A 12336-nucleotide genomic window follows, 5' to 3' on the forward strand; every position below is an offset into this window, starting at 1 on the left:
TTTTTGCTTCAGCTTGCCGTCAGGAAACGAAAAGCCCCGCCACAAGGGCGGGGCTGCGGGTGCCGCGGCAGGCGGGCCTAATCGTCATCGTCCGCGTCGGGGCGGTTACGATCACGGCGCTTCTCTTCATATTCGAACTCGATCACTTCAAGCGTCGCTGGATGCAGCTTGACCTCGATGGGGCGGCCTTCGGCGTCGGTTCCGTCGATCTCATAGCAGCCGTCGTCGATCTTGATACGCCCGACGGTCCAGCCGTTCTGCGCGGCCATCTCGGCCACGGCGGCGCGCGGCTGCCACTCGGCCATGGGCGCAAAGCAATCGTCATCGGCCAGGGCCACCTGCGCCGGAGCCAGCGCAAGAAACACCAGAATTGTCAGCGACTTCTTCATCGGGCACACTCCGAGCCAGCGGGTATCATGGCCCCTTTCTTCACCATGAAGCTGACAGGAGCCTGAAGCAAGCCGCGGCGCCATGTCAGCTTGGCGTCAGCCGCGCGCGTCACAAGGATGCCAGACAAAGCAAGGAGCCCGCCTGCCATGCGCATTCTGCTGATCGAGGATGACACCGTTCTGGGCGCCGCTGTGCGCGACCAGATCGCGGCCGATGGCCATTCGGTCGATTGGGTGACGCGGCTCGATCAGGCGGGCGATGCGGTGGCGGGAACGGTCTATGACCTGCTTCTGCTCGACCTGATGCTGCCGGACGGGCGCGGCATCAGCTTTCTCAAGGCCCGCCGTGTGCGGGGCGATGTGACGCCGGTGATTATCCTGACCGCGCTCGATCAGGTCTCGGACCGGATCGAGGGGCTGAACGCCGGGGCGGACGACTACCTTGTGAAACCCTTCGATCTGGCGGAGCTTTCGGCGCGGATTGGCTCGGTCTCGCGGCGCTATGCGGGCAATCCCAACCCGCTGATCGAGCATGGCGCGCTCCAAATCGACCTGTCGGCGCGCAGCATCCGGCGCGACGGCAAGCCCGTGGTGCTGACCGCGCGGGAATGGGCCCTCTTCGAGGCACTGCTTGCGCGGCCCGGCCAGCTTCTGTCGAAAGCCCAGCTAGAGGAGAAGCTTTACGCCTTCGGCGCCGAGATCGAGAGCAACACGATCGAGGTCCATGTCAGCCGCCTGCGCAAGAAACTCGGCGCGGGCGTGATCGAGACCGAACGCGGCCTTGGCTACCGGCTGGGGGCCGCATGAAACTGCCGCGCAGCCTTCAGCTTCGGCTTGCGACCTCGGTTGGCCTGCTGCTGACCGCGCTGTGGCTGACGGCGGCCTCTCTGACCACCATCGTGCTGCGCAACGAGATGAACGAGGTCTTCGACTCGGCCCTTCAGGAAACCGCGCAACGGCTGCTTCCGCTGGCCATCGTCGATATCGTCAACCGCGAGGAAGAGGGCATCACGCAGCGGCTGGCGACGATCCGTGAGCATGACGAGTATTTCACCTATATCGTGCGTGACGAACGCGGGCGGGTGTTGCTGCAATCGCATGGCGCCGATCCGACGATCTTTCCTGCATACGAAGACCCCGGTTTCACGCAGAATGCCACCTACCGCTTCTTCCATGACGAGGCGCTGAGGGGCAGCCTGCGCATCTCGGTGGCCGAGCCCCTGACTCATCGCGCCGAGGTTGCGCGCGAGATCCAGATGGGCCTCAGCCTGCCGCTGCTGATCGTCATTCCGATCGCGCTCTTGGCGGTGCTGTTTGCCGTGCGCCTCAGTCTGCGGCCGCTCAATCAATTCCGCAGCGCGCTGGCGGCACGCGGTGCGCGCGATCTGTCGCCGCTGGCCGGTGGCGATCTGCCCACCGAGATCGCGCCGGTTGTCGAAACCCTGAACGGCCTGCTGACCCGGCTTGAAGGCGCCTTCGAGGCCGAGCGCAACTTTGCCTCGAACGCCGCGCATGAACTGCGCACCCCCCTTGCGGGCGCCATCGCTCAGGCGCAGCGCCTGCGTGCGGAAACCACGGACCCGATGGCCCGCGAACGCGCAGGCGAGATTGAATCCACGCTCAAGCGCCTGACGCGATTCTCCGAACGGCTGATGCAACTGGCCCGCGCGGAAGGCGGGCGGCTGCGCCTTGATCATGCCTCGGATCTGCGCGCGGTGGTGCGGGTCATCGCGCAGGATATCGGCCGCGCGGCTTCGCCCGAGCGGCTGCACCTCGATCTGCCCGCACAGCCGGTCATGTCGGATCTGGACCCCGATATCCTTGGCATCCTGAGCCGCAACCTGATCGAGAACGCCCTGCGTCATGGACATGCAGACGCGCCCGTCGAGGTCTCGCTGAGCGCCTCGGGTCTTCTGAGCGTGGCCAATGACTGCGCGCCGCTTGACCCCGATACGCTGGCCCGGCTGACGCGGCGGTTCGAGCGCGGGGACACCCGCGCCGATGGATCTGGCCTTGGGCTGACCATTGTCGCGGCCATCGCGCAGGGTATCGACAGCCCGCTCACGATCCGCTCGCCACGGCCGGGTCAGACAACGGGGTTCGAAGTGTCGATCGCCCTGCCTGTCGAGCCCGCCTAGACGCGGATCCCGTAGCGCCCGATCTTGTCGTTCAGCGTGCGCCGGGCGATGCCCAGAACCTGCGCCGCGCGCTCGGTATTGCCGCGGCAGCGTTCCAGCGTCGCGCGGATCTCGCGCGCCTCATAGGCCGCGACCTTGTCAGCAAGGCTTTGCGGCGCGTCCTGCGCGACGGCGGGTGCATCGGGCAGATCGAGACCCAGGGCGAACCGCTCGGCCGAGGCACGCAGCTCACGCACATTGCCAGGCCAGGGGCGGCGCAACAGCTGCTGGCGCAGCAAGTAGGGCACTTCGGGTAGGGCCTTACCGTAGCGCCGCGCGGCGAGTTCCGCGAAATGGACAAACAGTTGCACAATGTCCTGACCAAGCGCGCGCAGCGGCTCCAGCACGATCTCGGCTCCGGCCAGCCGGTAGAACAGATCGGCGCGGAAGCTGTCATCGAGCGAGAGTTTGCTCAAGTCGGATTTCGACAGGGCGATGATGCGCAGGTCAAGCGGGCGCAGGGTGTTCTCTCCCAACCGCTCCACCTGGCGTTCCTGCAACGCACGCAGCAGTTTCGCCTGCGCCGGTTTCGGCATCGCCTCGACCTCGTCAAGCACCAGCGTCCCGCCCGAGGCGCTCTCAAGCTTGCCGGGTTTGTCGAGCGCACCGGGGAAGGCGCCTGCGACATGGCCGAACATCTCGATTTCGAAAAGCTGCTCGGGCAGCGCGGCACAGTTGATCGCCACAAAGGGGCCAGCGGCACGCGGGCTTGCGGCATGCAAGGCGCGGGCCACCAACTCCTTGCCTGTGCCGGTCTCGCCGGTGACGATGATGTCGAGATCAAGCGGCGCCAGCGCCGCGATGCGGGCGCGCAGGGCCTCGATCGCGGGGGACTGCCCCAGAATCTCGGCCCCGTCGCGGCGCTGAAGTTCGGTCTGTAGGCGGCCCAGTTCTGCGCGCGTCGCCGCCGCACGCAGCACCCGATCCACCACCGCCAGAAGATGCGCGGCATCATAGGGTTTTTCGAGGAAATCCTCGGCCCCAAGCCGCATGGCGCGCACCGCGTGCGGCACATCGCCATGGCCGGTGATCAGGATCGCGGGCAACCCGGGCAGGCGGGTCTTCAGCGCCTCAAGCAGCTCGAACCCGTCCATTCCCGGCATCCGCAGATCGGTGATGATGAGATCAGGTGTCACAGGGGCCGCCAGCGCCGCCTCGCCCGAGGCGAAACCCTCGGTCCGGTAGCCGCCCGCCTCGATCAGGTCGCACAGCGCGGCGCGGTGGTCGGCGTCGTCCTCGACGATATGGATCAATGCGCTCATGCCCGCGCCTCTTCGATCAGCGGCAGTATGGCGGTCATCCGCGTGCCTTCACCGGGGACCGAGTGCACCTCGAACCGCCCGCCGAATTCAGACAGGATCGCCTGCGAAATGGCAAGGCCAAGGCCCAGCCCCTCGCTGTTGGTCTTGGTCGAAAAGAAGGGCTCGGTCACGCGCGGCAGGTCTTCGGGGGCGATGCCGATACCGGTGTCCTCGACGCTCAGATGCACCTCGGCGCCATGCGTGGCGACGCTCAGCCGCACCTCGCGCCGGGGCAGCCCCTCGACCGCGTCGAGCGCATTCAAAAGCAGGTTGAGCAGCACCTGTTCAAGCCGCACGCGCCCCGCCTTGACCCGAATGGGCGCGCCCTCGACCGTCAGATCAGGCACCACGCCCACGGCGCGGGCGCGCGGCTGCACCAGTTCCAGCGCGCTCTCGGCAACCTGCACGGGGTCGATTTCATCGAGCGTGCCGCTTTCCTTGCGCGAGAAGGATTTGAGATGCTTGATCGTGCGCTGCATCCGGCGGATCAGGTTGCGCGCGGTTTCAATGCGCGGCCCGGTGCGTTCGGGGGTGCGCTCCAGCGAAAGCTCGGCCGCGGCAAGCGTGGCTTCCATCGCGGCCAGTGGCTGGCTGACCTCATGCACGATTGCGGCGGACATGCGACCTAGAGCGGCCATCTTCTCGGTATGGATCAGGCTTTCCTGTGCGGCGCGCAGCTCGGCCTCGGTCTGGCGACGGGCCTCGATCTCGCGGGCGAGCATCCGGGTGCGCTCCTCGACCTTGCGTTCGAGCAGTTCCGACTGGCGCAGGCGCAGCGCGACAAGCTGACGGCGCTGGCGCTGGATCTTGGCCAGACCTATGCCCAGTCCCCAGCAGAGCGCCGCGCCCGCCCCCCAGCCAAGCGACGCGAAAATCGCGGGCAGGACCGGCGCCGCCGAGATCATGCGCCAGTCGTGCCCGAAGGGCGCGCTTTGCGTGCGCAGCCGCGCCCCTGCCCCGTCAAGAATCCAGCCCTGCGCGCCATGCAGGAGCGGTTCGTCCACCCGCACCTCAGCGCCGAAATAGGTACGCTGCGAGGTCAGCCGCGCGACCGCCTCGGGCGAAAGCGTCTCAAGCGGCTGATAGCGCCAGGCGGGTTCGCCCGACAGAAACACGATGCCATCGACATCGGCCACGGCATTCGCCTGCCCCGCCGCGCGCCAGGCCTCTTCCAGCGGATCGAGGACGACCTTCACGACAACGACCCCCTGCTTGCCCTGCGCTAGGTCGATCCGCGCGGCCAGGAAATAGCCCGGCGTGCCGGTTGTCACGCCAATGGCGTAAAACCCACCCGCGCCGGTCTCGATCGCCTCGCGGAAATAGGGGCGGAAGCTGTAGTTATTGCCGACGAAGCTTTCACCCGTGTCCCAGTTCGAGGCCGCGAGCGTCTGCCCCGCCGCGTCCATCAGATACAGGTGGCTCGCCCCGGCCAGCCCGGTCACGCGCTGCAAATACCGGTTCGCGGCGTCAATCACGGCGGGGTTTTCGGGGTGCAGGATGGCGTCGCGGATGCGGGCATCCTCGCCCGTGACCTTGGGCAGGTAGCGGAAGCGGTCGATCTCGGTCTCAAGCGCGCGCAGGCTGAGGATCAGGCTTTGTTGCAGCCGCGCGTCGATGTCGGCGATGGCCGCGCGCCAGGCGAGCGCGCCCGCAAGGACCGCGACGCAGCAGATGGTCAGCACGCTCAGCGCGGCCGGAACCCGGCGCAGACGGGACAGACCGCCCCCGGTTGCCGCACCCGCCGTCATGGCGCGCAGGGCCGCAGCACAAGGGGCTCGGCTTCGGTCGCGCCAAGCGTCACGCAATCAACGCCGCACAGCTGCCAGCCCGTGGGCGTCTTGCCCGAGGCCGCCAGCACCAGTTCGCGCACCGGCGGCGCCGAGGGTTGCCAGACCCACCAGCCGTCTTCAAACACGCCATCGGGGCCGGGTTCCATCCCCGCCCCCGATCCCTTGACCGCCGCCTCTATCAGCCGCATCCGCCCATCCTCGACCCGCCAACGCTCGCGCCAGCTTTCCTTCTCGACCGAATGGGTCCATTCGAGGCTGAACTCGCCGCCCGCCGCAAGGGCAATCGTCATCGCCCCCGCGATCAGGCAGCCGCTCATGCCGGCACCCGGCCCCGGCGCACCCAGAGGAACGCGCCGAACAGAATGGCCAGGGCGAAGCCCACCTCATCGGTCAGGGCCAGCGCCGCGACAAGGCAGAAGGCGCCCGCCATGGCGATCAGCCGCTCCCAGACCGCCAGCGGACGGCCAAGCCAGCCGATCACCGCAGCCCCCCAGAGCGCCAGCGACAGCACCGCCTTGAGCACGATATAGGCCACCGCCGGGACATATCCGATCGCGGCTGCCAGCGGCCCGCCATCTTGCAGCATCAGGGCCGGGGTATAGACCGCCATGAAAGGCACGACGAAGCCCGCGGCGGCGACCTTGACGGCCTCGAAGCTGATGCGCAGACCGCTTTCCTTGGCGATCGGCGCGGCGGCAAAACAAGCCAGCGCCACGGGCGGCGTGAGGTCGGCGAGGATACCGAAGTAGAAGACGAACATGTGGCTGACGATCAGCGGCACGCCAAGGGCCAGCAGCGCCGGGCCCGCGATCGAGGAGGTGATGATGTAGTTCGGGATGGTCGGGATCCCCATCCCGAGCACGATACAGGTGATCATCGTCAGCACCAGCGACAGGAACAGGCTGTTCTCGCCCACGCCCACGATATACTGGCCAAACGTGTTGGCCGCGCCGGTCAGGGTCATCACGCCGATGATCACGCCCACCAGCGCACAGGCGATACCCACCGGCAGCGCGGTCTTGGCGCCCTCGGCCAGGCTGTCACGGCACAGCGCCAACGTCTCGCGCCCGCCCTTCGAGAAGATATTGACCGCGACCAGCGCCGCCAGCGCGATCATCACGATGTTCAGGCCGAACTTGAAGAAAGCCGCCGCAATCAGGCCAAGGAAGATCCAGAAGATCACCCGCAGCACCCCCTCGGGCATACCAAGCGCGACCGAACCGCCGAGGATCAGCATCCCCGTCAGCGCAAGCCCCACGGTGCCCGCGAAAAGCGGCGTGTAGCCGGAGAACAGCAGGTAGACGAGCACCGCCAGCGGCAGGATCAGATACCAGCCCGCCTTCAGCGCAGCCATGGCCGAGGGCAGATCCTCGCGCTTGAGGCCGCGCAGGTTGCGCTTGCCCGCCTCAAGGTGAACCATCCAGAAGACACCGAGGAAATAGAGGATCGCGGGGATCAGCGCGGCCTTGACGACCTCGACATATTCCACGCCCAGGGTCTCGGCCATGACGAAGGCCACAGCGCCCATCACCGGCGGCATGATCTGCCCGCCCATCGAGGCGGTGGCCTCGACCCCGCCGGCGAAGGCCGGGCGGTAGCCGAAGCTTTTCATCAGCGGGATGGTGAATTGCCCGGTGGTGACCACATTCGCCACGCCCGAGCCCGAGATCGTGCCCATCAGCCCCGAGGACAGCACCGACACCTTGGCCGCGCCGCCCATCTTGTGACCGACAAGGCCAAGCGAGACATCGGTGAACAGCTTGATCATCCCGGCTTTCTCAAGAAAGGCGCCGAACAGGATGAAGAGGAAGATATAGGTCGCCGAGACATAGGTCGGGATGCCGTAGATGCCTTCGGTGCCATAGGTCAGGTGCTCGATCACCTGCGCGAAATCGTAGCCGCGATGGTCGAGCGGGGCGGGCAGATACTCGCCCCAGAGCGCATAGCTGAGGAAGATGCCCGAGATGATCGGCAGCGCGGGGCCCATCAACAGCCAGGCGGCGGTGAAGATGGTGACCAGCGCCGCGACGCCAAAGACGATGTCGCGCGTCAGCGGATCGCCCGCGCGCATCAGCAGATCGGTGAACTCGACCCACTGGTAGGCGGCCACGGCCACGCCGATCCCGGCCAACGCATAGGACAGCGCCTTCATCGCCGGGCCACGATGCTTGGCAATCGCCAAGAGCGGCAGACCAAGCGCCAGCAGGAAACCCACATGGACCGCGCGCACGACCTGGCTAGGCAGGTCGATCACATGCGCGGCAACCGAGATTTGAAACACAGAGAAGGCAAAGGCCAGCCAGAACAGCCCGCGCCCCTCATGCGTATCGGGAAAGCTTTCCGCCAGCGGATCGTGCAGCCCGAGCTCATCCTCGGGCAGGTGATGTTTGGTCTGTTCCATGATGTCCTCCCCCGTGGGTAGCGGCCCGGCTGACCGGACCGCCCCCTTGCCCCTTCAGGCCGTGCTTAAAGCAGGCCCTGCTCTTTGTAGAAGCGCTCGGCGCCCGGGTGCAGCGGGATGGGCGAGCCCTTGATCGCGCCTTCCAGGCTGATGCCGCCGGCGGCGCTATGCGCGGCCTTGAGGGTGTCGAGGTTCTCGAACATCAGCTTGGTCATCTGGTAGGCGACCTCGTCCGAGACATCCTCATGCGTGACGAGGAAGTTCACGACGGCAACCGTCGGCACGTCGGCGGTCTGACCCTCATAGGTGCCCGCCGGGATGGCGCTGGCGATATAGGGGGCGCCGAGGCTCTCGGCCACTTCTGCCGGGACCGAGAGGAAGGTGATCGGCTGCGAGGTCGCCAGATCCTTCAGCGCCGCGTTGCCCAGACCCGAAGATTGCAGCGTCGCGTCCAGCTGGCGGTTCTTCATCAGTTCGACCGATTCCGCGAAGGGAAGGTATTCGAGCTTGCCCAGATCTTCATAGCTCATCCCCGAGGCGCCAAAGATCGCGCGGGCGTTCAGCTCGGTCCCCGACTTGGCGGCGCCAACCGAGAGGCTCTTGCCCTTGAGATCCGCGACCGTGGCGGCGCCGGTTTCCGAAAGCGCGGCGATCTGGATCACGTTGGGGTAGATCGCGGCAATGGCGCGCAGCTTGCTCAGCGGCTCCTTGAAGCCCGCATCGGCATTGCCTTCCCAGGCGTATTTGACCGAGTCGCCCAGTGCGAAGGCCAGCTCGCCCTTGCCCTGCTGCAGCAGGTTCAGGTTCTCGACCGAGGCCTTGGTCGATTGTACCTGGGTGCGCGCGCCCTCGATGCCCTTGGCATAGACATCCGACAGCGCCACGCCGAGCGGGTAATAGACCCCCGAGGTGCCGCCGGTCAGAATGTTGATGAATTCGCTGGCCTGTGCGACCGGCGCCGAAACCGCGATCGCCCCGGCGACAACCGCGCCGAGCTTCAAATTGTGGAACATCATGTCCTCCCCATGCATATTCCCCGCCTCCTGCGGGGCTGTGCGACAGGGTGAGGGCAAAGCGCCTGCGATCAAACCTCTTTCCAGCGCGCGGGGCCAGATTCGTGGCAGCTTCCCGCCCCGGCTCTGGCCGGTTTCCGCCACGCACGGAAATTTCGCTTGTCTTGCAGAGCCTTAGCGGACTCTGAGCCGGGCGCCTTCCGCGCCGCGTGGGGCGAGGCTGGCCAGCCCGATCAGGACCAGAACGACAAGGTTCATCACCACCGCATAGATCAGGCCCGGGATCGACAGTTCGGGCGATTTGAGCAACGCACCCGCGACGAAAATCGTGATGGCGACATTTTGCAGCGAAACCTCGGTCATGATCGTGCGGGTCGCCGCGGCCTCAAGGCGCAGTCCGCGCCCGGCGACGAAGGCCAGCAGGGGCGCGATCACGGCCAATGTCACCACGGCCATGCCCGTCTCGGCAAAAGCACGCTGCATGGCGCCCCAGTTCTGCGCGAAGGTCGCCAGCACCATCAGAACGAACAGCAGCTTGGCCAGCGGATCCACGACGCGCACCATCTTTGCAACCATACGCGGCGCGAAATGCGCCAGCGCCATCCCCAGCAGCATCGGCACGATGGCCACCGCCGACATGCCTAGCGAGATTTTCAGCAGGCCCGCGGGTTGCGGCGCGGTCACGCCCGCCGCCACCAGCACCAGCGGCAGGGTGATCGGCGCAAGAAGGCTCGTGCTCAGGGTCATCGCAACCGACAGGCCCACCTTTCCCCGCGCCAGATGCGTGGCGTAGTTCGATGTCACCCCGCCCGGCGAGGCGGCGACCAGCATCAGCCCCGCCATCAGCATCGGCGACAGGCCAAAGAGACTGCCGATGGCGAAGGCCAGCAACGGCAGCCCCAGCACCTGCAACGCCAGCCCCGCGCCATAGGCGGGCGAGCCGCGCAGCGCGCCGGTGATGTCGCGCAGTGCAAGGCGCAGCCCCAGCGAGAACATCAGGATCATCATCGCCACCGGCAGGAAGGCCGCAAGGATCGCCGTCATTGGAAACTCCCGTTCTTTTGCTCTGGATGCCCTGCGCCGCGCCGCGCGTCCCTGATCAAAGTCAAGGTCGCGCGCAGCGTCGGGGGCTACTGTCCGCCCATTACCAAGAGGACATGGCCCATGATCACCCGTCGCTTGCTCATCGCTTCCACCGCGCTCTTGCCGCTTCTTGCCCGGGCCGGCTTTGCCCAGGACGGGCATGCCGATCTGGAACCCGAGGCCGATGCCGGCATGATGCAGGACATGCCGCGCCGCTACATGATGGAAGACCTCTACGGCAACGTCATGACGAATGAGGAGTTCGCGGGCAAATACCTGCTGATCTACTTTGGCTACACCGGGTGCCCCGATGTCTGCCCGACCTCGCTGTCAACCATGGCGGATGCGCTCGATCTTCTGGGTGAGGACGCCGCGCAGGTCACGCCGATTTTCGTTACCGTCGACCCCGAGCGCGACACGGCAAAGCTCATGCGCGAATACCTCGCCTTCTTCGACAAGCGGATCGAGGGGCTGCGCGGCCCGAAGGCCTATACCGACCACATGGTCAAGACCTTCAACGCGCGCTACGAAAAGCACATTCCCGATCCCGCGCAGCCCGACCGCTACTCGATCGACCACACCGCCTCGATCGCCTTCCTCGATCCGGTCGGGATGCTGATCAAACGCTACCCCCACGGCACCAGCGCCGAGGATATGGCCAGCGACATGCGCACGATCATGGCCGAGGTCCCGGTGAAATGATGCGAACGACGCGGCGCGGTGTTCTGGCGGGTCTGGGTGCCACACTGGCGCTGCCCGGCATCCTGCGCGCCGAGGAGGCCCTTCCCGCGCCTGCGGCGACATTGGCGCGCGCCGCCACACCGCCGCGCGATGCCTCGGGGCTGATCATGAAGGACGGCGAAGGCGCCGCGCTGGCGCTGGCCGACTTCGCAGGCAAGATCATGGTGCTGAACCTCTGGGGGCCGTGGTGCGTGCCCTGCCGGCGCGAGATGCCCTCGCTTGCGCGGCTGGCCGCGACGCTCGACCCGGCGCGCGGCGTCGTGCTTCCGCTGGCCTTCGATTGGCGAGGCGCGAGTGCGGTGCGGCGGTTCTACCGGGAAACGGATATCACCAACCTGCCGGTGCTGATGGGCGATGGCGACAATCTCAAGGCAGTCCTGGGCCTTGAGAACCTGCCCACAACGGCGATCATTGATCGCACCGGCCGGATGATCGAATATGTCGAAGGCGAGGCGCGGTGGGACGACCCGACCACGATCGAGTGGTTGATGGGCTTGGCCTGAACGCCCCCGAAACGAAAAGCGCCGCCCCAAGGGGCGGCGTTTTTCTTAGACCAGATCCCCGCGCGAGAAACGCCAGTATCCCAAGCCCGCAAGGGCCGCGCCAAGCGCCGTCGGATAGGCCATCGCCCAGGCGACATAGCCCGCCACTCCGAAGTGATCGAGGATCACGTAGGACGCCGGGCCCAGCAGGATCAACTGCGGGTCGAACAGGATCATCGAGGCCGTGCGGAAGCTTTGCAGCGGGTTGGCCAGCGCGATGCCGATGACGAAATCGGGCACGAAGCGTTGCTGGATCAGGATCGACAGCAACAGCAGGTCAAGAAACGCCACCAGCGTCAGCCAGATCAGCAGGCTCGCGCCGAGTGCGACTTCGGTCGAGCGCGACACGGACGAGATCAGGAAGCCGATCCCGAGAAAACAGGTCGCGAGCGCTGCGACAAGGCCGGAATAGAGGCCGACATGGCGCCAGGGCACCTCATGCCCCATCACCGCGCCATAGGCCGCGGCCAGCGCCAGTGCGGCGAAGATCGGGGAAAGCACCAGCATCAGTCGCGCAAGAAAGCGCCCCCAGTACCAGGTCCGCAACGAGACCGGGAAGGCCAGCATATATTCGAGGTTGCCCGCCTCACGGTCCCCCACCATCGAACGCGCGGTGGTGACGACGATGAACAACGGCAGCACTGCCATCATGATCTGGATATAGGTCACCAGCAGCCGCGAGAGCCCGGTGAAGCCCAGCACCCGGCTTTCGGAAATGCCGGTGGTGATCAGCAGCAGCATCAGGCCGATGGCCACGAAAGAATAGAAATGGAACCAGCGCGAGCGCAGCGACTCCGACAGTTCGAGCCGCAGCATCAGGCCAAGCCCGGTGCGCGGCGTCACGGCCGGATCGCGGCGAGAGGTGGGGGCCTCGCGCAGCACGGGTTCAGGGGTCATTG

At 66.5% G+C, this 12336-nt stretch carries 12 protein-coding genes; 4 read left to right on the forward strand and 8 right to left on the reverse strand.

Annotation, left to right across the window (positions count from 1 at the left end; all coding sequences use genetic code 11):
- Window positions 1–77: 77 nt before the first annotated feature.
- Window positions 78–389, reverse strand: a complete 312-nt coding sequence (locus tag N3C64_RS06310) for a PepSY domain-containing protein (RefSeq protein ID WP_260012951.1) — start codon at window positions 387–389, stop codon at window positions 78–80.
- A 147-nt stretch (window positions 390–536) separates the two neighbouring features.
- On the opposite strand from N3C64_RS06310, the gene N3C64_RS06315 reads away from it, so the two are divergent.
- Complete coding sequence (locus N3C64_RS06315) at window positions 537–1196, forward strand: response regulator (RefSeq protein WP_260012952.1); 660 nt, start codon at window positions 537–539, stop codon at window positions 1194–1196.
- Entirely contained in the window at window positions 1193–2527 is a 1335-nt protein-coding gene (locus N3C64_RS06320) for a histidine kinase dimerization/phospho-acceptor domain-containing protein (protein WP_260012954.1), read from the forward strand. The genes N3C64_RS06315 and N3C64_RS06320 overlap by 4 nt, the downstream gene beginning before the upstream one ends.
- Here the strand turns inward: N3C64_RS06320 and N3C64_RS06325 are convergent.
- From N3C64_RS06325 to N3C64_RS06350, 6 genes are all read right to left on the reverse strand, one after another.
- Window positions 2524–3828 carry a sigma-54-dependent transcriptional regulator gene (locus tag N3C64_RS06325; protein ID WP_260012957.1) on the reverse strand — a complete coding sequence of 435 codons (1305 nt, stop codon included), beginning with the start codon at window positions 3826–3828 and terminating at the stop codon, window positions 2524–2526. The two genes, N3C64_RS06320 and N3C64_RS06325, sit on opposite strands and share 4 nt — an antisense overlap.
- Window positions 3825–5615, reverse strand: a complete 1791-nt coding sequence (locus N3C64_RS06330; RefSeq protein ID WP_260012964.1) for a sensor histidine kinase — start codon at window positions 5613–5615, stop codon at window positions 3825–3827. Before N3C64_RS06330 ends, N3C64_RS06325 begins: the two co-directional genes overlap by 4 nt.
- The gene (locus N3C64_RS06335; protein WP_260012974.1) at window positions 5612–5974 is read right to left on the reverse strand and encodes a DUF1850 domain-containing protein; all 363 of its coding nucleotides are present in this window, start codon (window positions 5972–5974) and stop codon (window positions 5612–5614) included. The genes N3C64_RS06330 and N3C64_RS06335 overlap by 4 nt, the downstream gene beginning before the upstream one ends.
- Window positions 5971–8058, reverse strand: a complete 2088-nt coding sequence (locus N3C64_RS06340) for a TRAP transporter permease (RefSeq protein ID WP_260012976.1) — start codon at window positions 8056–8058, stop codon at window positions 5971–5973. The genes N3C64_RS06335 and N3C64_RS06340 overlap by 4 nt, the downstream gene beginning before the upstream one ends.
- A gap of 65 nt (window positions 8059–8123) precedes the next feature.
- Window positions 8124–9071 (reverse strand): TAXI family TRAP transporter solute-binding subunit, encoded by a 948-nt coding sequence (locus N3C64_RS06345; RefSeq protein ID WP_218628942.1) that lies wholly within the window; start codon window positions 9069–9071, stop codon window positions 8124–8126.
- 174 nt (window positions 9072–9245) lie between these two features.
- Window positions 9246–10115 carry a bile acid:sodium symporter family protein gene (locus tag N3C64_RS06350; protein ID WP_260012977.1) on the reverse strand — a complete coding sequence of 290 codons (870 nt, stop codon included), beginning with the start codon at window positions 10113–10115 and terminating at the stop codon, window positions 9246–9248.
- 120 nt (window positions 10116–10235) lie between these two features.
- Here N3C64_RS06350 and N3C64_RS06355 point away from each other — a divergent pair, with 120 nt between their 5' ends.
- On the forward strand, window positions 10236–10856 hold the full coding sequence (locus N3C64_RS06355) for an SCO family protein (RefSeq protein WP_218628944.1): 621 nt from the start codon (window positions 10236–10238) through the stop codon (window positions 10854–10856).
- Window positions 10853–11398, forward strand: a complete 546-nt coding sequence (locus tag N3C64_RS06360; RefSeq protein WP_260012979.1) for a TlpA disulfide reductase family protein — start codon at window positions 10853–10855, stop codon at window positions 11396–11398. Before N3C64_RS06355 ends, N3C64_RS06360 begins: the two co-directional genes overlap by 4 nt.
- Before the next feature lie 45 nt (window positions 11399–11443).
- Here the strand turns inward: N3C64_RS06360 and N3C64_RS06365 are convergent, their stop codons facing one another.
- Window positions 11444–12334 (reverse strand): ABC transporter permease, encoded by an 891-nt coding sequence (locus N3C64_RS06365; protein ID WP_218628946.1) that lies wholly within the window; start codon window positions 12332–12334, stop codon window positions 11444–11446.
- Between the last annotated feature and the right edge of the window lie 2 nt (window positions 12335–12336).

The organism is Sedimentimonas flavescens, from assembly GCF_025154035.1.
In the GTDB taxonomy this organism is placed as follows: domain Bacteria; phylum Pseudomonadota; class Alphaproteobacteria; order Rhodobacterales; family Rhodobacteraceae; genus Rhodobacter; species Rhodobacter flavescens.

Coding starts and splice junctions, on each gene's coding strand:
- N3C64_RS06340 (WP_260012976.1), bottom strand. CDS start 8,058: ATGGAACAGACCAAACATCACCTGCCCGAGGATGAGCTCGGGCTGCAC.
- N3C64_RS06320 (WP_260012954.1), top strand. CDS start 1,193: ATGAAACTGCCGCGCAGCCTTCAGCTTCGGCTTGCGACCTCGGTTGGC.
- N3C64_RS06355 (WP_218628944.1), top strand. CDS start 10,236: ATGATCACCCGTCGCTTGCTCATCGCTTCCACCGCGCTCTTGCCGCTT.
- N3C64_RS06310 (WP_260012951.1), bottom strand. CDS start 389: ATGAAGAAGTCGCTGACAATTCTGGTGTTTCTTGCGCTGGCTCCGGCG.
- N3C64_RS06365 (WP_218628946.1), bottom strand. CDS start 12,334: ATGACCCCTGAACCCGTGCTGCGCGAGGCCCCCACCTCTCGCCGCGAT.
- N3C64_RS06315 (WP_260012952.1), top strand. CDS start 537: ATGCGCATTCTGCTGATCGAGGATGACACCGTTCTGGGCGCCGCTGTG.
- N3C64_RS06335 (WP_260012974.1), bottom strand. CDS start 5,974: ATGAGCGGCTGCCTGATCGCGGGGGCGATGACGATTGCCCTTGCGGCG.
- N3C64_RS06360 (WP_260012979.1), top strand. CDS start 10,853: ATGATGCGAACGACGCGGCGCGGTGTTCTGGCGGGTCTGGGTGCCACA.
- N3C64_RS06350 (WP_260012977.1), bottom strand. CDS start 10,115: ATGACGGCGATCCTTGCGGCCTTCCTGCCGGTGGCGATGATGATCCTG.
- N3C64_RS06345 (WP_218628942.1), bottom strand. CDS start 9,071: ATGTTCCACAATTTGAAGCTCGGCGCGGTTGTCGCCGGGGCGATCGCG.
- N3C64_RS06325 (WP_260012957.1), bottom strand. CDS start 3,828: ATGAGCGCATTGATCCATATCGTCGAGGACGACGCCGACCACCGCGCC.
- N3C64_RS06330 (WP_260012964.1), bottom strand. CDS start 5,615: ATGACGGCGGGTGCGGCAACCGGGGGCGGTCTGTCCCGTCTGCGCCGG.